Here is a 22,334-nt window from a genome sequence, read left to right on the forward strand (position 1 = left end):
TGGCTCGCCGCCGGGCTGCCCGCGCGGGAGCTGGCCGGGCCGGTGCCCGGCCCGGGGCCTGTGGTGTCACTCCTCGGCCGGGGCCCGCAGGCGGTCCAGGTCCGCGCGCGCCCGGCCCGCGTCGGCTGAGTCCGCGCGGCCCGCCGCACCGTACAGCTCCAGGGCCTCGCCGTAGCGCGCGCGAGCCAGGGCGGGGTCGCCGCGCACCTCCGCCAGCTCGGCGAGGGCGTGCAGGGCCCGCGCGGTCTCGTAGGCGGCGGACATGGCCCGCAGGTCGCCCAGGGCCGCCGTCAGGTGCTCCTCGGCGGGGCCCGCCTCCCCCCGGGCGAGGTGGGCGCGGCCGAGCACGATGGCCGCGCGGGCCGCGTTGTACGTGTCGCCGGACGCGCGCAGGACCGCGTGCGCGGCGGCCGCGTGGTCCGCAGCCTCGGGCGCGTGCCCCTGGGCGAGGGCCACGTCCGCGAGGTTGAGCCGGGCCAGGCCGCCCGCCCGGACGTCGCCGCACCGGGGCAGCTCCCGCGCGGCACGGGTGAAGTACCGCGTGGCCTCGTCGGGACGGCCGAGCCGCTGGTGGGCGAGGCCGCGGTAGTTGAGCGTGCGCGCGTGGCCGAGCGCGTTCCCGTCGGCCAGGAACTGGCGCGCCGCGCGCTCGAACATGGCGAGGGCCCGCTCCGGGTGGCCCGTGCCCAGCTCCCCGACGCCGCCGGAGGTCAGCATCCGGCACTGCGCCGCCGTGTCCCCGAGCTCCTCGGCGGCGGCGAGCCCCTCCTCGTGGGCGGCCCGCCACTGCTCGGAGAACTTGCGGCGCAGGAACAGCGGCCACAGCGCGTCGGCGAGCTGCCAGCTCACCGTCGGGAAGGCGGAGCGGGCCCGGCGGATCACCGCCATCGCGTTGGCCAGCTCGCGCTCCTGCCAGTCGAGGGCCGCCTCGGTGCCCGCCCCGAAGTCCTCGGTGACGACCGGCCCGTCACCGTAGTCGCGGGCCATCGTGCGGTGCTGCGGGTCGACCACCTCCTCGGCGCGGGTCGCGGTGGCCAAGTAGTGGTCGGCGACGCGCCGCAGCGCGGCCGCCCGCTCCGGCTCCGGCTCGTCCCGTTCGGCCTTGTGGGCCGCGTGCAGGCGGACCAGGTCGTGGAAGCGGTGGCGGTCCTCGTCGGCGTCCGTCAGCAGGCTCGCCCGGTGCAGCAGGTCGAGCAGCGCGCGCGCCCGCGCGCGGGTCGCGCCCTCGGGCGACGACGGCTCGGCGAGCAGCGCGACCGCCACCCCGTCGCCGAACTCGGAGCCCGGGTGCAGCCCGAGCAGCCGGTACAGCCGCGCGGCGTCCGGCGGCAGTTCCTGGTACGTCAGGTCCAGCGCGGCCCGTACGTTGTGGTCGCCGTCGATGGCCAGCTCCTCCAGACGGTCGTGCTCCTCGGCCAGCGCCCGCACCATCGTGGTGATGCCGCGCCGGGGCCGGGCGGCGAGCCGCGCCCCGGCCACGCGCACCGCGAGCGGCAGGCCCGCGCACAGCTCGACCAGCGCGCGGGCCTGCTCCGGCTGGGCCCGCACCCGGTCGTCGGCGAGGGTCTCGGCGAGGAGTTCGACGGCGTCGTCGACCTCCAGCGGCTCCAGGTGCAGCCAGTGGCAGCCGTCCACGCTCAGCCCCGGCAGCCGCCAACGGCTGGTCACCGCGGTCACACCGGGCCCGCCGGGCAGCAGCGGCCGCACCTGCGCCGCCGACGCGGCGTCGTCGAGCAGCACGACCAGGCGCCGCCCGGCCGTCAGCGAGCGGTACAGGGCGCTGCGCTCGGCGAGCGTGCCGGGCACCTGGGCGCCGGGGACGCCCAGGGCCCGCAGGAAGCGGCCCGTGACCTCGGCGGGGTCCGCGGGCCCGGCCGGTGACTGCGCGCCCAGGTCCGCGTACAACTGCCCGTCCGGACACGGCTCGCGCAGCGTGTGCAGCCAGGCCAGCGCGAGGGCCGTCTTGCCGACGCCGCCGAGGCCGCTGACGGCGACGAGCGTACGGTCGCCCGCGCGGCCCGCCCGTACGCGCCGGCCCTCCAGGAGGCGCAGCTCCGCCGCGCGGTCCGTGATCCGGCCCATGGGCGGCAACTGCCACGGGGGGTGCGGCCGGGGCGGCGGTGCCTGGACGTGGATGCCGCCGTACACGGTCTGCGCCTGCACGGCGGGTCCGTGCACCGTGCCGCTCAGCTCGTTGTGGCCGCCGCGCTCCTGCCCCCGCACCCGGACCCCCTCCGCCCGCGGGCCGCCCCTGCGTGGGACCGGCCCTGGAGACATGCTTTCCGTACAGGTGACCGATATCCGCGCGCGGGGCGGGCGCCGCACCGAGGAGGCCGAAACACGGCCCTACGGAAGGCGCGGGTCCGCACGCACGCGCAACCGGTACCGGCGGCGGGAACGGCACCCTCCGCGGAACGGCACCCCTCAGCGGAACGGCACCGTCAGCCACGGGCTGTCCGGGTCCGTCGTCAGGGCGCGGTGGGCCCGCAGGACCGTCGTGTACCAGCTCCCGAACTCCTCCTCGTCGAAGTGCAGACAGCGGCCGAGGACGTAGCCCGCGGAGAACTCCTCCCAGGAGGCGTACGCCGCCCGCGCCTCCTGGGACGCCCGCTCCAGGGCCGACTCCAGCTCCGCGTGCGTGGCGTAGCGGGCCCCGCGGCCCCAGCGGGCCATCTTGGAGGCGCGCCCGACGTCCCAGGCCGCGACGGTGCGCACGTACCCGTCGGCGGGCAGCAGGCCGTCGGCCCGGAACCGGGCCTCGTACCGCAGGACCTTGCCGACCAGGGCGCGCAGCGCGGCCACGAACTGGTCGAGCTCCGGGTCGTCGCCGGGGCGGTGCGGCGCGCCGGGCCCGCCCGTGGCCGCGACGCGCTCCCGCAGGGCCGCCTCCACGCGCCGCCGCCACAGCTCCGGGTCGACGGGCCCGGGTGCGGGCGGCAGCGTGGCGCGGACGCCGAGGACGAAGTCCCAGAACCACGGGGAGACCTCGCGGGCCAGCAGCCGCTCCTGGACGTCGAGCCACTCCGCGCGGTCGCGGACGCCCCACCACTCCTCCAGGCGCGCCACCTCGTTGCTGTGGCCCGCGCCGTGCCAGTCGAGCGTGTTCCACGGGTCGCCGTTGGCGTAGCAGAGGTGGGCGCCGCAGGCCAGGCCGTGCAGCAGCGGGCCGGGCGCGGGGGCGCCGGTGCGGCGGGTCTCGACGCGGTCGCCGAGCCGCTCCTCGCGGTGGTGGTCGTCGTGCAGGTCGGCCCAGACCCGCCGCTCCTCGTCCGTGGTGAGGTAGTACTGCTCGCACGGCGTCCGGGCGTTGACGACCAGGACGTCCACGTCGTCCGGCCAGGAGCGGGCGAGCGTGCCCAGGGTCACGTACTCGTAGACGAGGTCGGGGTGCGGGCGCGGCAGGAAACCGGCCGTGTAGACCTGCGCGACCCGGCGGCCGTCGGGCACCTCCACGCTGAACAGCGGCGGCGCGTCGGGCCGCGCGGCGAGGTCGGTGAGCGGGACCGGCCGGTAGACGCCCGCGACGGCGAGCGCCCGCAGGTACGTGTAGCCGTCGTCGGCCCGGGCGAGCTCGTACAGGTGCTCCTCCAGGTCGGCGGGGGCCTGCCAGGGGACACCGTCCTCCGGCTCCGGGACGACCGGGAACACGTCGTCGTGGTACTCGTCTTCAACTGCCGCGTACATGCCCGGCTCGCTCTCGCTTCCGTGGTCGGGGTGATCACCGTCGGAGATGATCGCCGTACGTGCTGGTCGGCCGCACGTGCTTGGTCCGCCGTGCGTGACGACCGCCGTACGTGCTGAACCGCCGTACGTGCTGAACCGCCGTACGTGGTGCTCCGCGTACGTGATGATCTTTCCCGGGCACCGTATCCCGGCGGGTCCGGCCTGCCGGGCGGTCCGGCGGGCTCGCGCCGCGGTCAGTCCGTGAGCGTCAGGCGCAGCGACTTGAGGCCGTTGATGAAGTGCGAGACCAGGCGGCGCGGTGGCGCGGCGGGCCCGAGCACGGGGGTGGCGGCGAGCGTCTGCTCGTACAGGACGGTGAGTTGCAGGCGCGCGAAGTGCGCGCCCAGGCAGACGTGCGGGCCGTCGCCGAACGCCACGTGCGGGTTGGGCGCCCGGGTCAGGTCGAGGCGGTCCGGGTCGGCGAAGGCGCGCTCGTCGCGGTGGGCCGCCGCGTGGAAGACGACCACCTTGTCGCCGCGCCGGATCCGCCGCCCGGCGAGTTCCGTGTCGCGGGCCGCCGTGCGCCGGAAGCTGAGCACCGGCGGGTGCCAGCGCAGCAGTTCCTCCACCGCCCCGGCCATCGGGGCGGCGCCCGTGCGCAGGCGGTGCTGCTCGCCCGGGTGCCCGGCGAGCGCGAGCAGCCCGCCGGGGGCCGCGGCGCGCACGGTGTCGTTGCCCGCGACCGTCAGCAGGAAGAAGCACATCTCCAGCTCGGGCCCGGCCACTTCGGGCGTCGTGGCGAGCGTGGTGAGGACGTCGTCGCCGGGGTGGCGCCGCTTGTGCGCGGCCAGGTCGGCGGCGTACGCGAACATGTCGCGCAGCAGGGCGGGGGAGCGCGGGTTCACCGGGCGCCCGTCCGGGCCGAGGACCGGTTCGCCCGCCTCGTCCGGGTCCTGGTAGCCGATGACGCGCCGCGTCCAGTCCAGGAGCAGGCCCCGGTCGGACGGGGGGACGCCGAGCAGGTCCGCGAGGTTGAGGACCGCGTAGTCGTCGGTGACCGCGCGCACGACGTCGCAACCGCCGTCCCCGGCGCGGGCCTCCGCGACGGCGCGCGCGAGCAGGGTGCGCGCCCGCCGCCGCGCCAGTGCCGCGAACCGGGCCACGCGGCGCGGCGTGAACGCCCGGCTGACCAGGCGCCGCAGCCTGCCGTGCGCGGGCGGGTCCTGGTTGAGCATCATGCGGCGGATGAACGGCAGGTCGTCCGGGTCCGGGTCGCGGATCTGCGTGGCCCCCAGGCACGAGGAGTACGCCGTCGCGTCCTTGAGGACCGCCGTGACGTCCGCGTGCCGCGTCACCGCCCAGAAGCCGGGCCCCGCGGGCCAGCCGAGCACCGGCGGCTCGTCCTGCCAGGCCACCGGGTGGTGGTCGCGCAGCACGCGGTAGCGGTCGTAGGGCACGGCGCGGGCGTACAGGCGCGGGTCGAAGACGTCCGGGACGTCGACCGGGGCGCCGGGGCGCCCGCGCGCGGGGGTGGACGGCGGACCCTGGGTCACGCGGCGCCGCCCGTTCCCGGGGCCGTGGCGCCCGGGCCACCCGGCTCCGTCTCCGGGGTGCCGTCGTCCGCCCGCAGGAAGTCCTCGACGGCGCGGACCAACTCCAGGGGCCGCTCGTCCATGGCGTAGTGCCCGGCGCCCGGCAGCTCCACCAGTTCGCCGTGCGGGAAGGCGAGCAGCCACGTCCGCCGCATCACCTCCGCCGAAAGCGCCGGGTCGAGCGCACCGGCCACGGCGAGCGCCGGCACCGGCGAGCCCGCCACGCGCGCCTGGAAGTCGTGGTCCGCCCAGCCGTCCAGCCAGGCGCGGAACGCCTTGGCGTCGCTGCACGCGAAGGACCGGTCCACCATGCGACGCAGCCAGGCCGCCGGGCGCCCGCCGCCCGTCGTCAGGTCGATGATCGTGCGGCGGCTGTCCGCCGACCGCCCGGCGGACGCGAACAGCTCCCGCTGCTCGGGCGGCATCGGCACGCCCGAGGCGGGCACCGGCGAGATCCCGACGATCCTGCGCACCCGGTCCGGCGCGTCGGCCGCCACGTGCTGCGCCACCCCGCCGCCCAAGGAGTGCCCGACGACCGAGAACCGCCGCCAGCCGAGGCGGTCCGCGAGCGCGAGCACGTCGGCGGCCGCCTCCGCCGTCGTGTACGCGCCGGGGACGTCCCGCGCCTCGCCGTACCCGCGCAGGTCCACCACGGCGTACTGGAAGGCGCCGGTGTCCAGGTCGGCGCGGACCGGCGCGTACGCCGACCGGTCCGCGAACCAGCCGTGCACGGCGACGACTTTGTGCGGGCCCTCGCCCACCAGGTCGTGCGGCAGCGTGAAGGAGGTCACGACGGCCACCATGACCGCGGACCGGGGGCCGCGCAAGGGTGCGGGCGTGCGCCCCCGGGGCACCGGGCGCCCGAACCCTCCCGCCGCCCGGCGAAGTTGCCCGTCCGCCTGCGGGCGGCGGCTCCGGATGGCCAGAATGTGACGCATGGCCGCCCGCCGCCTGAGCTGCCCGTCCGGCGAGGAACCGGTCGCCGGGGCCACTGGCTGATTCCCGCCCGGGGCCCGGGTCTCCGGCGCAGGCCCGGCCTGAACCGCAGCAGGCTGCCGGACGGCGGCAGCCTGCTGTGTGTCGTCGGCGTCCGGTTCCCTCGCTGTCCGTCGCGGGATTCCAGCCGCGGCCCCGGGGGTGCGACCTCGGGAAATGCTTCGGGCGACTGCGGAGGGTCCGCACCCATTTATCCGGAATGGGGGATTCATGGAACTTTCGTGGTGTGCCGGGAGTCCCTTGAAGTGAACGCTGAACCACTGCTGGACACGGGGGTGTTCCACTTGACCGACATCGACCTCGGCTTAGACGTACCCTTCGACACCGATGAGGGCGGCCTGACCGCGGGGGCCGCGGACGGCCGCGAGCTCGTTCCGTACGTGGCGCCGCTGACCGTCCCGCCCGTCCTGCGCCCGGCGGGCGGTGACGTCCGCGAGGAGACGGAGATCGCGGTCCGCCCGGCCTGGGTGCGCCTGCACCCGCAGCTCCCGCCCACGCTCATGTGGGGGTACGACGGCTGTGTGCCGGGCCCCACCATCGAGGTGCGGCGCGGCGAGCGGTTCCGCATCGCCTGGACCAACCGCGTCCCCAAGGAGAGCGAGTTCCCCGTCACGGCCGTGGAGGTGCAGCGCACGGGCCCGCCGCCCTCCACCGTCCCGGGCCGCGAGGGCGTCGAGCCCGACAAGGACGTGGCCGCACTCCCCGCCTGGACCGTCACGCACGTCCACGGCGCCCAGACGGGCGGCGGCAACGACGGCTGGGCGGACAACGCCGTGGGCTTCGGCGACGCCCAGCTCTCCGAGTACCCGAACGACCACCAGGCGGTCCAGTGGTGGTACCACGACCACGCCATGAACATCACCAGGTGGAACGTGTACGCGGGCCTGTACGGCACCTACCTGGTCCGCGACGACGAGGAGGACGCGCTCCAACTGCCCTCCGGCAAGCGGGAGATCCCCCTCCTGATCGCCGACCGCAACCTGGACACGGACGAGGACGGCCGCCTCACCGGCCGCCTGCTGCACAAGACCACGATCGTCGACCCGAAGAACCCGGAGACCGGCAAGCCGGTCTCCCTGCCCTTCACCGGCCCGTACACCACCGTCAACGGCCGCATCTGGCCGTACGCGGAAGTGGCCCCGGGGTGGTACCGCTTCCGCTTGGTCAACGCGTCGAACGCCCGGACGTACGAACTCGTCCTCATCGACGAGGACGGCGCCCCGGTGCCCGGCGTCGTCCACCAGATCGGCAGCGACGGCGGCCTGCTGCCGCGCCCGGTGCCCATCGACTTCGGCGCCACCGAGGGGTCCCCGCCCACGCTCACCGTCGCCTCCGCCGAGCGCTTCGACCTCCTCGTCGACTTCCGCAAGCTCGCCGGCAAGCGGCTCCGCCTGGTCAACAAGGGGCCGAACGCGGCGCCGGGCGTCCCGGACCAGGCCGGTGACGTGCCCTACCCGCACGTCATGGAATTCCGGGTGGGCCGCGGCGGCGGCGCCCCGGAGACCTTCCGGCTGCCCGAGGTCCTCTCCGGCTCCTTCCGCCCGATCGGGCACGGCGTCCCGCACGGCCACCGCCTGGTCGTGCTGACGCCGCCCGCCACGAAGGGCGGCGGCGGCCACCCGGAGATGTGGGAGATGGTGGAGGTCAAGAATCCGGGGAACATCCCGTTCCCCACCGACGGCGTCATCCAGCTCCGCGGCCCCGACGGCGTGGTGAAGACCTACCGCAGGATCGCCCGCACGTTCAACGACGGCCTCGGCTTCACCATCGCGGAGGGCGCCTACGAGCAGTGGAGCTTCCTGAACCTCGCGGTGCGGCCGAACGTGACCCACCCCATGCACATCCACCTGGCCGACTTCCAGCTCCTCGGCCGCGACACCTACGACGCCTCGGGCTTCGACACGGCCGTCGGCGGCACGCGGACGCCGATCACGTACGACCCCGGCAAGCCCATTCCGCTCGCCCCCAACGAGCGGGGCTGGAAGGACGTGTTCCGCGTGCCCGGGGGCCAGATGCTCCGCGTCATCGGCAAGTTCGACGGGGCGTACGGCCGCTTCATGTACCACTGCCACCTGCTCGAACACGAGGACATGGGCATGATGCGGCCCTTCGTGGTGATGCCGAAGGAGGCCCTGAAGTTCGACCACGGGGGACACGGGGGACACGGGGGACACGGGGGCGGTCACGGAGACCACTGACACCGCATGCGCCCGGGGCCTGGTCTCCGTGGTCCGGTGCCCCGGGCCGGGTCTCCGTGGTCCGGTGCCTCGTGGCGGCGCCTGCCCGTCCGCCCCGCCCCGTCCACGGGCGGGGCGGGGCGGGGCCGCGTCAGGCGGCGGCCACCCGGGTCGCCGCCCGCTCCACCGCGGCCCGCGCCAGCGCCCGTACGAAGGGGTGCGGCCGCCCCTCGTCCCCGCTCAACTCGGGCTGGAACAGCGTCGCCAGGAAGAAGGGGTGCCCCGGCAGCTCGACCACCCGCGCCTGCCCCTCCTCGTCCGTCCCCGAGAAGCGCAGCCCGTGCCTCCGCAGCGTCTCAAGGTGCGCCGGGTCGCCGGGACCGTACGAGCAGTGGTACCGCTCCACCGTCCGGCCGGACCCCAGGACCGCCTCCGCGAGCGACCCGGGGGCGAGGGCCACCACCCCTTCGTGCCCGACGAGCGAGCAGGCGAGCGGCGCGATGAGCAGGTCCTCGGCGCCGGGGTCGTTCTCGGCGTGCGCGACGTCCGGCAGGCCGCACACGTGCCGCGCGTACTCCAGGAGGGTGTGCTGGAACCCGCCGCAGGTGCCGAGGAACGGGATGCCCTCCTCGCGCGCGGTGCGGATCGCGGCGAGCGCGCCCGCCTCGCTCCGGTACGGGCTGCCCGGCAGCGCCCACACCGCGTCGAAGCCGCGTACGGCCCCGGGCTCGGCGGCGGCGTCCTCGGTGGGGATCCAGTACGCGTCCAGGACCAGCCCGTCACGGGCGGCCAGCGCCTCCAGGAGCACGGGGACGCGGCGGTGCGAGGTGACGTTCGGGGAGCGGTCCCCCACGAGGGCGACCCGGGCGGCCCGCACCGGCGCGGCGGCGGCCCCGGTGGAGGCCCCTCCGGGCGAGGAGCCCGGCCGGGAGGGGGCTTCGGCGCGTGGCGTGCCGTCGGCGGCGCGCTCGGAGGGGACAGAAGTCGTCGCGTTCGTGTCTGCCATGCCGATCATCCTCCGGGCGCCCCCACTTCACGTCCAACGATGATTGCTGCACCCCCGATAAGCGCCGCTGATGGTGCCCGCGCGATGCTCACCCCATGGACCCGCACCTCCTGCGCACGTACGTCACGGTGACCCGGCTGGCCTCCTTCTCCGCCGCCGCGCGTGCCCTCGGCTACACCCAGTCCGCGGTCTCCCAGCAGGTCGCCGCCCTCGAACAGGACCTGGGGACACCGCTCCTGACCCGTCGTCCCGTCGCGCCCACGCGGGCGGGCGAGCGGCTCCTGGAGCACGCGGGTCCGCTGCTGCTGCGGCTCCAGGCGGCCCGCGCCGACATCGCCGCCCTCGTGGGCGCGCCGGACGGAGGCCTCACCCTGGCCGCCGCCCCGACCGCCCTGACGCACCGGGTGCTGCGCGCGCTGCCGCCGACGGGCGTCACCCTGCGGGTGCTGCCGCGCGCCGACGTGCCCGAGGCCGTCGCCACGGGCGGTGCGGACCTGGGGCTCGTCGACGGTCTCGCCGCGCCGAACGACCCGCTGCGCCTCGCCGACGTCGCCCCGCTCACCACCCGGGGCGCGGGCCAGGAACCGGTGTGCGTCCTGCTGCCCGCCGCCCACCCGCTGGCCCGCCGCGCCGGACTGCGCCTCGCCGACCTCGCCGACGCCCGCTGGCTCGACGCGCCCGGCGCCGGTCTGCCCCTCGACCACCTGCGCACCGCGACCGGCTCCACGGGCTTCCGCCCGGCCCTGCGCTACGAGGGCACGGACCTCCAGGCCCTCACCGCCCTCGCCGCGGCCGGACACGGGCTCGCCGTGGTGCCCCGCTCGGCCGTGCGCGACACCGACGGCCTCGCCGCCGTGCCGCTCACCGCGCCCCGTGTCGTGCACCGCACCGAGCTGCTGTACGCCGGTGCCCCGCGCGGAGCCGCCGCCGACTTCGCCGCACGCCTGGATCTCACCCGTTCGTGAATCGTGGCGCGGCGTCACGCCGGGTAGGGCTGTGGCCGGAGGCGAGCCATGGAACAGACCGCGTTGCGTCCGAAGCCCATGCCGGGACACGAGCCCGGCTCCGGCAGGACATCCACCCAGGAGCCCCGTCCGCCTGCCACGCGCCGTCGCGCCAAGCGGTTCAGCACGCTCCTTCTCGGCCTGCTGTGCGCCCTGGTCCTGCTGCTCACGGGCGTCGGCCTCGGCACCGTGGGCGCCACCGTCATCAGCATGAGCAGGCTCGCGGAGATGCAGAAGCAGGCCGCGGCGTCCGGCCCGGCTCCGGGACCGCAGGGCCCGGACGGAGCGGCACCCGACGGCCGGACTCCGCCGGGCAAGGCGTCCACCTCGGGCGCCCTCACCGGTACGGACACCACCGACGGCCCTGCCGCCGGGGGAACGACCGCCACCGAGGGAACGACCACCACCGGCGGAAGGACCGCGGCCAAGGCCCGGCCGAGGACCCAGCCCAGGACCCCGCCCCGCCCGCAGCCGTACCCGCGGCACCGCACCGCCCCCGCCCCGGGCACCCGGGTCACCCTCGGCGTGGACGCCGTCGACGCCCCCGCGGGCAGCGGCGCGCTGCTCGGCGGCGTGCCCGCGCCGGGGCCCGGGCACGCGGCCGGCCTGGAACGCCGCGACGTCGTCGTCGCGTTCGGCGGCGCCCGGGTGCGCACGGCGGCGGAGCTCGCCCGGGAGGTGGCCGCGGCGCACCCGGGCAGGAACGTCACGCTGGAGGTCCGTCGGGCGACGGGCGGCCGCCGCACGGTGACGGTGTCGCCGGGCGTCACCACCTGACGCGCGACCCGGGCGGCCCCCAGGCCCTCAGACCACCCGGAAGTGCGTCGTCAGCCGCCGCTCGTCGTCCAGGACGTGGAAGGCGAACCCCGCCGGGGCGTCCAGGTCGACCAGCCCCTCGCCCTCCCACGGCAACCGCAGCGTCGACACCACGCCGGGCCCGACGACCAGCGGCCGCCCCGCGAACGTGGTCGCGGCGGGCGTGTGCGCGTGCCCGATGACCAGGCCCGCGATCTCCGGGTGCCGCTCCACGAGCGCGGCGAGGCGGCCCGGCTCCCGCAGCGGCCAGGCGGAGTCCAGGCGCGGGTGGTGCAGCGCCACCGGGTGGTGGTGGAAGGCGAGCAGCACCGGCGTTTCGCCGCCGAGCGCGTCGAGACGGCCTTCGAGCCAGGCGTACGTCGCCTCGTCGAGCAGCCCCTCGTCGCTGCCCGGCACGCTGGAGTCGAGCATCAGGATCTCCACGCCGCCCACGCGGTGCGCGCTGTTCACCGGGGCCTCGGCGCCCCCGGAGGCGTCCGCCGCGGCGCCCAGGAGCGCCGTCCGGAAGGCGGTGCGGCGGTCGTGGTTGCCGGGGCAGGCCAGGACCGGCCAGGGCGCGTCGGCGAACAGGACGCGCGCGGCCTCCTTGTACTCCGCCTCCTCGCCGTGGTCGGCGATGTCGCCGGTGACGAGGAGCGCGTCCACCGGCCGCGGCAGCGCGCGCAGGTGGTCCATGACGCGCTCGGCGCGCTCCGTCGTCCGCGCCGTGAGGTCCAGATGCAGGTCACTGACCTGCGCGAGCACCAGCATGTCGTACGCCCCTCCCGCCCCCGCGCACCCGTGAGGGCCCCGGAGCCCGGTCTCGTAGCTAATGGTTGCAGCGCATCTAACCATTAGTCGGGCGGGCGCGGAACAGCCCGGCGGGAACGGGCGCGCGGACCGTCCGGCGGGAACGGGTGCGGAACAGCCCGGCGGGAACGGGCGCGGGACCGTCCGGCGGGAACAGGCGCGGGGCGGGACCTGGCCGGGACCGTCCGGTGAAAACCGGTGGCACGCACGGTGCCCGCCGCCCACGATGGGCGCATGCCGACCACCCTCCTCGCCTTCCTCGGCGCCTGCCTGCTGGTCGCCGCCGCGCCGGGGCCGAGCACCGTCCTGATCATCAAGGAGTCGCTGCACAGCAGGCGCGCCGGTTTCCTGACCGTGCTCGGCAACGAGACCGGGGTGTTCGTCTGGGGCGTCGTCGCCGCCTGCGGGCTGACCGCGCTGCTCGCCGCGTCCCAGCTCGCGTACGACGTGATGCGGGTCGTGGGCGCCGTCGTGCTGCTCGTGTTCGGCGTCCGGACGCTGTGGAACGCGCGCAAGGGCCAGGGCGGGGAGGCGCTCGGCCCCGCGGTGCGGGAACGCTCGGCCTGGGCGTCGTACCGGGGCGGCCTGCTGCTGAACCTGGCCAACCCGAAGGCCGCCGTCTTCGCCCTGTCGTTCCTGCCCCAGTTCGTGCCCTCCGGCGCGCCCCACCTGCCCGCCATGGTGGGACTCGCCGCGCTGTGGGCCGTCTTCGAGGTGGGCTACTACGGCCTGTACGTGTGGTTCGTCGGCCGGATGAAGGCGGTGCTCGCGCGCGCCGGGGTGCGCCGCCGCCTGGAGCAGGTCTCGGGCGGCGTGCTCGTCCTCCTCGGCGTACGCCTCGCCGTGGAGGGCTGAGCACCGGACCCGGGCACCGGGCGCCGGGGAGCCCGCGCAGCGGCACACGGCACCGGCGGCGGAACCCCGGTCCTCAGCCGGAGAGCTCGGCCCGCCAGTTCCGCGGCCACTGCCCGCGCTCGGTCAGGCTCTGCGCGGCGTACCCCCGCGCGCATGGCGGCGCGTTACACGCTCGCGTACGCCGGGCCGTCCGGGCAGGATGCAGGGGAAGATCCCACGGCGGCCGACCGGCCGCACACCGCCAAGGAGGCCCGATGACCACGGCCACGCCCGTGCCCTTCACCGCCGACGACTACCGCGCCCGGATGGACCGCGCCGCACGCGCCGCGGCCGACGCGGGCCTCGCGGGCGTCCTCGTCGCGCCGGGCCCCGACCTGGTGTGGCTGACCGGCTACCGCGTGCCCGCCGAGACCGAGCGGCTCACCCTGCTCGTGCTCGTCCCCGGGCAGGACCCCGTGCTCGTGGTGCCCACCCTGGAGGCCCCCGACGCCGAGCGCGCCGTCGGCGCCCCCGCGCTCACCCTGCGCGACTGGACCGACGGCGTCGACCCGTACGCCGTGACCGCCCCGCTGCTCCCCGGCGGCGGCCGCTTCGGCGTGAGCGACAACGCCTGGGCGATGCACCTGCTGGGCGTCCAGCGGCAGCTCCCCGACAGCTCGTACGTCGCGCTCACCGAGGCGCTGCCGATGCTGCGGGCCGTCAAGGACCAGGCGGAGCTGGAGCGTCTGGCCGCCGCAGGGGCCGCGGCGGACGCGGTGTACGAGGAGATCCAGAAGGTGGCCTTCGCGGGCCGCAGGGAGACCGACGTGGCCGGTGACCTCGCCGACCTGCTGCGCCGGTTCGGGCACGAGCAGGTCGACTTCACCGTCGTCGGCTCCGGCTCGAACGGCGCCAGCCCGCACCACGAGGCCGGCGACCGCGTCATCGAGGACGGCGACATGGTGGTCCTCGACTTCGGCGGCCTCAAGGACGGATACGGCTCCGACACCTCGCGCACCGTGCACGTCGGCGAGCCGACGGCCGAGGAGCGGCGCGTCCACGACGTGGTGCGCGAGGCCCAGGACGCCGCGTGCCGCGCGGTGCGTCCCGGCATCGCCTGCCAGGAGGTCGACCGCGTGGCCCGCGCCGTCATCACCGAGGCCGGGTACGGCGAGTACTTCATCCACCGCACCGGGCACGGCATCGGCGTCACCACCCACGAGCCGCCGTACATGATCGAGGGCGAGGAGCAGCCGCTCGTGCCCGGCATGTGCTTCTCCGTGGAGCCCGGCATCTACCTGCCCGGCCGCTTCGGCGTGCGCATCGAGGACATCGTCACGGTCACCGAGGACGGCGGCCGCCGTCTGAACACCACCCCTCGGGAGCTGGCCGTCGTGCACTGACGCACGGTCCGTGGACGGTGGGCCCGCGCGGGTCAGGGGGCGACGGCCACCGTGCGCCGACGCGCACCCCGTGGACAGCGGGCGGGCCCGCCCGGTCAGTCCCCCGCGAAGTGCGACAGCACGTCGTAGGGCGGCGGCAGCGGGCGGTCGCTCGCCTCGTCCAGGCGGCGCACCTGGTCCGCGGTCAGCTCCCAGCCGACCGCGCCGAGGTTGTCGGTGAGCTGCTCCACGGAGCGCGCGCCGACGATCGGCGCGGTCACGCCCGGCCGCTGGAGCAGCCACCGCAGCGACACCTGCGCGGGCGTGCGCCCGGTCTCCTCGGCGACGGCCAGGACGGCGTCGACCACCCGCCACGTCTCCTCGGTGGCCCGGTCCTCCCAGAACCCGCTGCCGCGCGCGCCCTCCGGCGCGGCGGCGCCCCGGCGGTACTTCCCGGACAGCCAGCCCGCGTGCAGCGGGCTGTACGGGATGACGCCGACGCCTTCCGACCGGCACAGCGGCAGCAGCTCCCACTCGGCCTCGCGGGCCAGCAGGTTGTAGATCGGCTGGAGGCACACGTACGGCTCCCAGCCGCGCGCGTCCGCCACGTCCAGGGCCTTCTGGAGCTGCCCGGGGCTGTGGTTGCTCGTGCCCACGTAGCGCACCTTGCCCGACGTCACCAGGGTGTCGAGCGTGGACAGCGTCTCCTCCAGGGGCGTGTGCGCGTCCCACACGTGCGTCTGGTAGAGGTCCACGTAGTCCGTGCCCAGGCGGCGCAGGCTCGCCTCCACCGCCGACAGCACGTGCTTGCGGCTCAGGCCGCGCGCGTTCGGCCCCTCGCCCATCGGCAGGAACACCTTGGTCGCGATCACCAGGTCGTCCCGTACCCGGCCCTTGAGCCAGCGGCCGAGGACCTCCTCCGAGACCCCCTGCCCGTACACGTCGGCGGTGTCGACGAACGTGCCGCCCGCCTCCGTGAACGCGTCCAGCATCGCGTGCGCCACCCGCTCGTCCGCGCCGCCGCCGAACATCATGGCGCCGAAGCAGAGTTCACTGACCCGGAGCCCCGTGCTCCCCAGCCGCCGCTGTTCCATGGACGTGCCCTCCTCGATGTCATCCCCAGGCTATGCCGCACCACTGACACCGCCCAGGGGCACCGGGCGCGGGCTCTGCGTCACTCCGCCGCGAGCACCGCGCACGACTCCGCGGGCAGCCGCAGCAGCCCGTCCCCGCCGGGCACCTCGACGGGCTCCCACGCGGCCAGCACCCGCGCCCGGCGCGCGCCCAGGGGGACCTCCGCGGCACGGCCGGAGAGGTTCACCACGACGCGCAGGTCCCCGCGGCGCACGGCCAACCACCGCGCCTCGGCGTCGTACGCCACCCGCACCGCCGCCAGGTCCGGGTCGGTGAGGTCCGCCCGCGCCCGGCGCAGCGCGATCAGCTCGCGGTACCAGGCGAGCACGCGCGCGTGGTGGCCCTTCTCCCGCTCGGCCCAGTCCAGGCAGGAGCGCTCGCGGGTCGCCGGGTCCTGCGGGTCCGGGATCTCCTCCTCCGCCCAGCCGTGGGCCGCGAACTCCCGCCGCCTGCCTCGCCGCACGGCCTGTGCGAGGTCGGGGTCGGTGTGGTCGGTGAAGAACTGCCAGGGCGTACTCGCCGCCCACTCCTCGCCCATGAACAGCATCGGCGTGAACGGCCCGGTGAGCGTCAGCGCGGCCGCGCACGCCAGCAGGCCGGGGGAGAGGGACGCGGAGAGGCGGTCCCCCAGGGCGCGGTTGCCGACCTGGTCGTGCGTCTGCGCGTAGCCGAGCAGCCGGTACGCGGGCGTACGGGCCCGGTCCAGGGGGCGGCCGTGGGCGCGGCCCCGGAAGCTGGAGTACGTGCCGTCGTGGAAGTAGCCGCGCGTCAGCGTCTTCTCCAGGGCCGCGAACGGGTCCCGGGCGAAGTCCGCGTAGTAGCCCTGCGACTCGCCGGTGAGCGCGGCGTGCAGCGCGTGGTGGAAGTCGTCGTTCCACTGCGCGTGCAGGCCGAAGCCGCCGCTCGCGCGCGGGGTGACGAGGCGCGGGTCGTTCAGGTCCGACTCGGCGATGAGCCCGAGCGGTCTGCCCAGCTCGTCGGCGAGGGCGTCGACCGCCGCGGCCAGCTCCTCCAGGAAGTGCAGGGCGCGCGTGTCGCACAGGGCGTGCACGGCGTCCAGGCGCAGCCCGTCGAGGCGGTAGTCGCGCAGCCAGGCGAGCGCGCTGCCGATCAGGTAGGCGCGCACCTCGTCCGAGCCGGGCGCGTCCAGGTTCACGGCGGAGCCCCACGGGGTGTGGTGCGTGTCCGTGAAGTACGGCCCGAAGGCGGGCAGGTGGTTCCCCGAGGGCCCCAGGTGGTTGTGCACCACGTCCAGGACGACGCCGAGCCCCAGGGCGTGCGCGGCGTCGACGAACCGCTTCAGCGCCTCGGGCCCGCCGTACGGCTCGTGCACGGCCCACAGCGACACGCCCTCGTAGCCCCAGCCGTGCCGCCCCGGGAAGGGGCACAGCGGCATCAGCTCGACGTGCGTGACCCCCAGGTCCGCGAGGTGGTCCAGGCGCCCGGCCGCGGCGTCCAGGGTGCCCTCGGGCGTGTACGTGCCCACGTGCAGCTCGTACAGGACCGCGTCCCGCAGGCTCCGTCCTGCCCACGGCTCCCGCCACGCGAACCGCTCGTGCTCGACCACCGCGGACAGGCCGTCGGGCCCGTCCGGCTGCCGGGCCGAGCGCGGGTCGGGCAGCACGGGGCCGCCGTCGAGCGCGAAGCCGTACCGGGTGCCGTCCCGCCCCGCCGCCTCCCCGGTCCACCAGCCGGGGCGCTCCGGGTCGGCGACCAGCGCGTGCGCGCGGCCCTGCCCGCCCGCGGCACCCACGGCCTCACCGGCCCCAGCGGCCTCACCGGCCCCCACGGCCCCACCGGCCCCTGCGGCCTCACCCGCTCCCGCGGGGGCCGCCGCCCCCGCTGCGTCTGTCTTGTCCTGCTTGTTCTGCTTGTCCTGCACGATCAGCTCGACCCGCTCCGCACGCGGTGCCCACACCTCGAACTTCACTGGACGCCCTCTCGTCGGCCCCTGTCCGGCCCTGTGTCGTCTGTGTCGCCGTCCTCCCATGGTGCGTCAGAAGTGATCGCCAGGCGGGTGTTCGCCGCTTTCGCCGGGCGATTCGGCCGATTCGGCCGGGTGCGGCCGGGCTCGGTGCGCCCCGCGCGCCCGGCGGGCACGGGCGGTGGACCGGCCGGCCCCGGGGCCGCCGCTCTCGGGGCGCGCGAACGGCGTTGCTCCGTACGGCTGACACCGGGGGAGACGGGTCTTCTGGACACCCGGGGGCGGCCTGGCGGACAATCGGCGGCGTGACCACCTCTTCCACGGCTTCCTCGGCCCACCTGGCGATCGACGCGCAAGCGGCGCGGGTGAGCGACGCCGAGCGGGAGCGGGCCCTGGAGGTGCTCCGGGAGGGCGCGGCCCTCGGCCGCCTCTCGCACGACACGTTCCTGCGCCGCATGGAGCTGGCGCTCACCGCACGGCGACGGCACGAACTGGCCGCGCTCACCGCGGACCTGGAGCCGGAGAAGCGCTGGTCCCGCCGGCTGTTCTCGACCGTCGGCGCGGTCTCCGGCTTCGGCGTGAAGCTGCGCCGGGCCTGGCAGGCCGAGAAGCTCCCCAAGCTGCTGCTCCCGGCCCCGGGCACGTACGCGCTGCGCATCGGCCGGGACCCGGCGAACGGCCTGCGGCTGAGCCACGACACCGTCTCGCGCGTGCACGCCGAGCTGACCCACCAGGGCGGCCTGTGGGTGCTGCGGGACCTCGGTTCGACGAACGGCACGGCCGTCAACGGCCGCCGGGTGGTCGGCGCCGCCGTCGTACAGGCCGGCGACCAGGTGTCCTTCGGCCACATGTCCTTCTGCCTGGCGACCCGCTGACGGACCCTCACCGGCCCGGACGCCCCGCCACGGCCCCCTGAGCGGGCCGCACGGCCGGGCCCCCGCTCACCCGCCCCGCACGCGCGCGTGCCGGGCCGCCTCCACCGTCGTGCGCGCCTGGTGCTCGACCTGGTGCGCGAGCGGCACCCAGCGGGCCCCGAACCGCTCCGCGAACGCCTCGCTCCACCACGTCACCAGCCGGTCCAGGCGCGGCACCGCGGGGTCGTCGCACTCCCTCAGGACCCGCAGCAGCATCGCGGCGGCCCGCAGCGGCAGCCGCCGCCCGAACGCGTCCACGCTGCCGATGTACGCCCGCGACGTTCCCGCGGGCGGCAGCCGTCCCCAGTCGTCGGCGAGCCCCGGCACCAGGTCGAGCGCCCACCGGGCCGCCCGCAGCAGCGGCCCGTCCGCGTCCATGAGCCGCGGTCGTGCCTCGCCGAGGACCTCCTCCACCAGGCCCGCGTCGTGCCGCAGGCGCCGTGCGAAGCCGCGCAGCGCCGCCCCGGGCGCCGGGTGCGCCGACACGTCGTCCACCAGGTCGCTCGCCCACATCGGCACCTCCACGATGGCCGTCACGCCGCCGTAGCGGTGCGCGTGGTGCCAGGTGGTGTGCCGAGCGTCCTCCGGCAGGCTCGGGTAGGCGGCCGCGGAGCCGGGCCCCGGCAGCACGTGCACGCCGGGCCCCGACTCCGGCCAGCCCGCCGCGTCCGAGGCGCCCGTCTCCACCGGGATGCCCAGGCGCGCGGCCGACCTCGCGAACGGCTCGGCGAGCCCCGGGATGTCCCGGGTGAGCTGCACCCAGCTCCCCCCGAGGTCGGTGCAGTGCAGCGACACCTGTACGTAGGGCCGCAGTTCGTCGATGACGCCCTTCAGGGCGAGGGTCTCGGGCGGCAGCCGGTCCGGCGGCAGCACCGACGGCGACCACTCGGGCTGCTCGGGACCCGCGGGCCGGAAGAAGTGCCGGTGGTACTCCAGGAGCGTGCGCGGCGCGGGCGTGCGGTGCAGGCTCGCGCCGTCCGGGTCGGCGCACAGCAGGAAGTGCCAGGAGGCGCCGTCGCGCAGCCCGGGGTCGCGCACCGCCCAGTCGGCCAGGGCCAGGAGCGTCGACCCGCCGGTGGGCTCGTTGGCGTGCGCGCCCGCGACGACGAGCACGGCGGACGCGGAGCGCCCCACGGACAGCAGGTGCAGGGGCCGGCCCGCGCGCGAGGTGCCCACTTGGCGCAGGGTGCACAGGTCGGGACGGAGAGCCGCCAGCTCCCGGGCGCGCGCGTGGAGTTCGGGAACACTGGGATAGCGGTTCGCCGCCAGTTGACTCACCCCCGCCTGGTCCGCTGACGCATCCCGCAGTACGCCACGTGACGGTGCGTGTGTCAAGAACCCTGAGCGAGGGCCCCTGGGGCCTGCCCACGCCGCACTCGGCCCTCTCCGTCCCCCACCGCCCACCACAGGCTCGTATGGCGCGGGCGCCGGGGCGCGAGCGCCCCGGCGCCCGCCGTCAGACGCGCTCCAGAAGTGCCACCGGCAGAGGCGCGAACACTTCGCTCACGCGTGTGCCGCCGCTGAACTCGCGCCCCGGGGTGAGCAGATCGGTCCACGTACCCGGCGGCAGCGCCAGCTCCGTGTCCCGCCAGCCGCCCGCGTCCGCCAGGCGCAGCGAGAGCCGCGTCACGGCCACCACCACGTCCCCGGAGCGGTGGAAGGCCAGGCAGTGCGCCGCGCCGGTCCCGGCCGCCACCAGCGGCTCGTACGCGCCCGCGCCCCCGAAGACGCGCGGCCGCCGGGCGCGCAGCCGCAGCGCCGCCACCGTCACCGCCAGCTTCTCGTCCGACAGGCCCCAGGAGCCCCGGCGCGCGTCCAGCCCCTCCAGGAGGCCCGCGTCGAAGGTGACGGGACGGCGGTTGTCCGGGTCCACCAGCGCGTGGAAGGCGCGCTCCGTGCCCTGGTACACGTCGGGCACCCCGGGCATCGTCAGGTGCAGCAGGGCCGCGCCGAGGACGTTCACGCGCACGTGCGGGGCCAGCTCGGCCGCGAGCGCCGCGACCGTGTGCAGCGGCGGCCCGCACGGCCCCGCCTCCAGGAACGCCCGCACGGCCCGCTCGTACCCCTCGTCGCACTCCGTCCAGCTCGTGTGCAGCCCCGCCTCCCGTACGTGCTTCAGCAGGGCCTCCTGGAGCCGGGGACCGTACGCGGCGGCGTCACCCGCACCCCCGGCCCCGTCCTCGCCGCCGGTGGCCGCCGGGACGAAGCCGAACGCCGTCTGCCAGGCCGCCCAGGCCAGTTGCGTGTCGGGGGCCTGCGCGCCGCCCGCCTGGGCGGTCTGCCGCGTCACCTCCGCGAGCAGCGCCTCCCACCGCGCGGGCGCCTGCGTGAGCACGCTGACGCCGGCCCGCACCTCGGCGCTGCGCTTGGTGTCGTGGGTCGTCAGGACCGTGCCCGTGTCCGGCCAGTCGCGCCGCACGCGCGCGCAGTACGCGTGGAAGTCCGCCACGTCCACGGCGGGCCGCCCCGGTTCCCCGCCCACCTCGGCGGCCGAGAGGAGCGGCACGTACCGGTAGAACGCTGTGTCCTCCATCGACTTGGCCCGCAGCGCGGCCGCCGTCTGCGCGAACCGCGCCCGGAAGCCCTCCTGCCGCGCGCCGCCGCCCAGCCGGCCGAGCAGCAGGTCCCGCACCACGCCGACCGCCTCGGCCTCCTCGGGCACCACGAAGGCCCGCTCGGCCTCGGCGGCCGCCTGCGCGGTCAGGACCGTCGCGGGGTCGGCGCCCCCGCGCGCGTACGGCCGGTAGACCTCCAGGCGCACGAGCAGCTCCCGCAGCGCCGTGCGCAGGGCCCACGGCGCGTGGTCGCGCAGGGCGGGGTCCGCCGCGCACAGCGCGCCCGCCTCGCGCGTGAGCCGCTCCACCTCGGCGGCCAGCTCGCGGGTGACGACCTTGTACGCGGCGCGCCGCGCCGTCGCGGCCCAGTCGCCGCCCCGGTCGGCGGGCGGCGAGGCGAACCTGCGGTAGCGGGACACCAGGTCGGCCGCGCCCGCCGGGTCCGTGAGCACGCCGTCGACGTGCCGCAGGGCGTCGTAGCCGGTGGTGCCCGCGACCGGCCAGGCGGCGGGCAGCGCCTCGCCGTCGGCCAGGATCTTCTCCACGACGGTCCAGCGCCCGCCGGTCGCCTCGTGCAGCCGCGCGAGGTAGGCCCCCGGGTCGGCGAGGCCGTCCGGGTGGTCGACGCGCAGGCCGTCCACGACGCCGTCGTCGAGCAGCCGCAGCACCGTCGCGTGCGTCGCGTCGAACACCTCCGGGTCCTCGACCCGGACGGCGATCAGGTCCGAGATGGTGAAGAAGCGCCGGTAGTTCAGCTCCGTGCGGGCCAGCCGCCACCAGCAGAGCCGGTACCACTGCGCGTCGAGCAGCTCGGGCAGCGGCAGCTTCCCGGTGTCCGCGCGCAGCGGGAAGGCCAGGTCGTGGTAGCGCAGCACGCCGTCGTCGACGCGCAGCCGCTCCAGCTCCGCGCCGAGCCGGCCGCCGAGCACGGGCAGCAGCACCTTGCCGCCGCCCGCCTCCCAGTCGATGTCGAACCAGCGCGCGTACCGCGACGCGGGCCCGTCGCGCAGCACCTCCCACAGGGCGCGGTTGTGCCGCGGGTCGGCCGCCATGTGGTTGGGCACGATGTCCACGACCAGGCCGAGCCCGGCGGCCCGCGCGGTACGGGCGAGGGCCCGCAGCCCCGCCTCGCCGCCCAGCTCGTCCCGCACGCGCGCGTGGTCCGTGACGTCGTACCCGTGCGCGGAGCCGGGCACGGCCTGGAGGACCGGCGACAGATGCAGGTGCGAGGCGCCGAGCGCGGCCAGGTACGGCACGGCCGCCTCGGCCGCCGCGAAGGGGAACTCCGGGCGGAGCTGGAGGCGGTAGGTGGCGGTGGGAGGCGCCGGGAGCTCCGGCGCGGGGCGCGGGGACGTCATGCGAACCTACGTACCCGCCCGGGCGCGTTTCGTCCCTTCGACGCGCGCCCCGGGCCCCGTACGGGTGGGACACCCGACCGTCGGCCCCGGAAGTCAGCGACAGTCCCGTCGGCCCCGACAGCCCCGGCAGTCGGCGACAGTCCCGTCGGCCCCGTCGGCTCCGACAGCCCGGTGAGTCCCGGCAGCCCCA

Annotated in this window: 16 protein-coding genes; 6 read left to right on the forward strand and 10 right to left on the reverse strand. The window is 76.4% G+C overall.

Annotated elements, in window-relative coordinates; all coding sequences use genetic code 11:
• Window positions 1-66: 66 nt before the first annotated feature.
• From IE330_RS27335 to IE330_RS27350, 4 genes are all read right to left on the reverse strand, one after another.
• Window positions 67-2,223 (reverse strand): ATP-binding protein, encoded by a 2,157-nt coding sequence (locus tag IE330_RS27335; RefSeq protein WP_229925967.1) that lies wholly within the window; start codon window positions 2,221-2,223, stop codon window positions 67-69.
• Between the two features lie 201 nt (window positions 2,224-2,424).
• Window positions 2,425-3,684, reverse strand: coding sequence for a DUF1266 domain-containing protein (locus IE330_RS27340; RefSeq protein WP_190138801.1), 1,260 nt, complete (start codon window positions 3,682-3,684; stop codon window positions 2,425-2,427).
• A 233-nt stretch (window positions 3,685-3,917) separates the two neighbouring features.
• Window positions 3,918-5,216, reverse strand: a complete 1,299-nt coding sequence (locus tag IE330_RS27345; RefSeq protein WP_190138802.1) for a cytochrome P450 — start codon at window positions 5,214-5,216, stop codon at window positions 3,918-3,920.
• Window positions 5,213-6,046, reverse strand: a complete 834-nt coding sequence (locus IE330_RS27350) for an alpha/beta fold hydrolase (RefSeq protein ID WP_229925968.1) — start codon at window positions 6,044-6,046, stop codon at window positions 5,213-5,215. The genes IE330_RS27345 and IE330_RS27350 overlap by 4 nt, the downstream gene beginning before the upstream one ends.
• A gap of 543 nt (window positions 6,047-6,589) precedes the next feature.
• On the opposite strand from IE330_RS27350, the gene phsA reads away from it, so the two are divergent.
• A complete protein-coding gene (gene phsA / locus IE330_RS27355; RefSeq protein ID WP_190138818.1) occupies window positions 6,590-8,449 on the forward strand; it encodes an O-aminophenol oxidase PhsA in 1,860 nt (619 codons plus the stop codon).
• A 130-nt stretch (window positions 8,450-8,579) separates the two neighbouring features.
• Here phsA and IE330_RS27360 read toward each other — a convergent pair whose 3' ends face one another.
• A complete protein-coding gene (locus tag IE330_RS27360) occupies window positions 8,580-9,305 on the reverse strand; it encodes a CTP synthase C-terminal region-related (seleno)protein (protein ID WP_444546237.1) in 726 nt (241 codons plus the stop codon).
• Between the two features lie 224 nt (window positions 9,306-9,529).
• Between IE330_RS27360 and IE330_RS27365 the strand changes: the two genes are divergently transcribed.
• Together IE330_RS27365 and IE330_RS27370 are read left to right on the forward strand one after the other, a co-directional pair.
• Window positions 9,530-10,399 (forward strand): LysR family transcriptional regulator, encoded by an 870-nt coding sequence (locus tag IE330_RS27365; RefSeq protein WP_190138804.1) that lies wholly within the window; start codon window positions 9,530-9,532, stop codon window positions 10,397-10,399.
• Window positions 10,400-10,447: 48 nt separating this feature from the next.
• Window positions 10,448-11,215, forward strand: a complete 768-nt coding sequence (locus tag IE330_RS27370; RefSeq protein WP_190138805.1) for a PDZ domain-containing protein — start codon at window positions 10,448-10,450, stop codon at window positions 11,213-11,215.
• A 27-nt stretch (window positions 11,216-11,242) separates the two neighbouring features.
• Here the strand turns inward: IE330_RS27370 and IE330_RS27375 are convergent, their stop codons facing one another.
• Window positions 11,243-12,004, reverse strand: coding sequence for a metallophosphoesterase (locus IE330_RS27375; protein ID WP_190138806.1), 762 nt, complete (start codon window positions 12,002-12,004; stop codon window positions 11,243-11,245).
• A gap of 273 nt (window positions 12,005-12,277) precedes the next feature.
• Here IE330_RS27375 and IE330_RS27380 point away from each other — a divergent pair, with 273 nt between their 5' ends.
• Both IE330_RS27380 and IE330_RS27385 read left to right on the forward strand, forming a co-directional pair.
• Window positions 12,278-12,898 (forward strand): LysE family translocator, encoded by a 621-nt coding sequence (locus IE330_RS27380; RefSeq protein WP_190138807.1) that lies wholly within the window; start codon window positions 12,278-12,280, stop codon window positions 12,896-12,898.
• 254 nt (window positions 12,899-13,152) lie between these two features.
• A complete protein-coding gene (locus IE330_RS27385) occupies window positions 13,153-14,280 on the forward strand; it encodes a M24 family metallopeptidase (RefSeq protein WP_190138808.1) in 1,128 nt (375 codons plus the stop codon).
• A 95-nt stretch (window positions 14,281-14,375) separates the two neighbouring features.
• Here IE330_RS27385 and IE330_RS27390 read toward each other — a convergent pair whose 3' ends face one another.
• Window positions 14,376-15,353, reverse strand: coding sequence for an aldo/keto reductase (locus IE330_RS27390; RefSeq protein ID WP_190138809.1), 978 nt, complete (start codon window positions 15,351-15,353; stop codon window positions 14,376-14,378).
• 80 nt (window positions 15,354-15,433) lie between these two features.
• Window positions 15,434-17,146, reverse strand: a complete 1,713-nt coding sequence (gene treZ / locus IE330_RS27395) for a malto-oligosyltrehalose trehalohydrolase (protein WP_190138819.1) — start codon at window positions 17,144-17,146, stop codon at window positions 15,434-15,436.
• 476 nt (window positions 17,147-17,622) lie between these two features.
• Between treZ and IE330_RS27400 the strand changes: the two genes are divergently transcribed.
• On the forward strand, window positions 17,623-18,192 hold the full coding sequence (locus IE330_RS27400; protein WP_190138810.1) for an FHA domain-containing protein: 570 nt from the start codon (window positions 17,623-17,625) through the stop codon (window positions 18,190-18,192).
• A gap of 66 nt (window positions 18,193-18,258) precedes the next feature.
• Here IE330_RS27400 and IE330_RS27405 read toward each other — a convergent pair whose 3' ends face one another.
• Both IE330_RS27405 and treY read right to left on the reverse strand, forming a co-directional pair.
• The gene (locus IE330_RS27405) at window positions 18,259-19,509 is read right to left on the reverse strand and encodes a M14 family zinc carboxypeptidase (RefSeq protein ID WP_373314736.1); all 1,251 of its coding nucleotides are present in this window, start codon (window positions 19,507-19,509) and stop codon (window positions 18,259-18,261) included.
• Between the two features lie 178 nt (window positions 19,510-19,687).
• Complete coding sequence (gene treY / locus IE330_RS27410; RefSeq protein ID WP_190138811.1) at window positions 19,688-22,144, reverse strand: malto-oligosyltrehalose synthase; 2,457 nt, start codon at window positions 22,142-22,144, stop codon at window positions 19,688-19,690.
• Window positions 22,145-22,334 lie beyond the last annotated feature (190 nt).

Origin of the sequence: Streptomyces longispororuber (assembly GCF_014656095.1) — a bacterium.
Lineage (GTDB): Bacteria > Actinomycetota > Actinomycetes > Streptomycetales > Streptomycetaceae > Streptomyces > Streptomyces longispororuber.

Coding starts and splice junctions, on each gene's coding strand:
- IE330_RS27380 (WP_190138807.1), top strand. CDS start 12,278: ATGCCGACCACCCTCCTCGCCTTCCTCGGCGCCTGCCTGCTGGTCGCC.
- IE330_RS27385 (WP_190138808.1), top strand. CDS start 13,153: ATGACCACGGCCACGCCCGTGCCCTTCACCGCCGACGACTACCGCGCC.
- IE330_RS27340 (WP_190138801.1), bottom strand. CDS start 3,684: ATGTACGCGGCAGTTGAAGACGAGTACCACGACGACGTGTTCCCGGTC.
- IE330_RS27370 (WP_190138805.1), top strand. CDS start 10,448: ATGGAACAGACCGCGTTGCGTCCGAAGCCCATGCCGGGACACGAGCCC.
- treY (WP_190138811.1), bottom strand. CDS start 22,144: ATGACGTCCCCGCGCCCCGCGCCGGAGCTCCCGGCGCCTCCCACCGCC.
- IE330_RS27365 (WP_190138804.1), top strand. CDS start 9,530: ATGGACCCGCACCTCCTGCGCACGTACGTCACGGTGACCCGGCTGGCC.
- IE330_RS27390 (WP_190138809.1), bottom strand. CDS start 15,353: ATGGAACAGCGGCGGCTGGGGAGCACGGGGCTCCGGGTCAGTGAACTC.
- IE330_RS27375 (WP_190138806.1), bottom strand. CDS start 12,004: ATGCTGGTGCTCGCGCAGGTCAGTGACCTGCATCTGGACCTCACGGCG.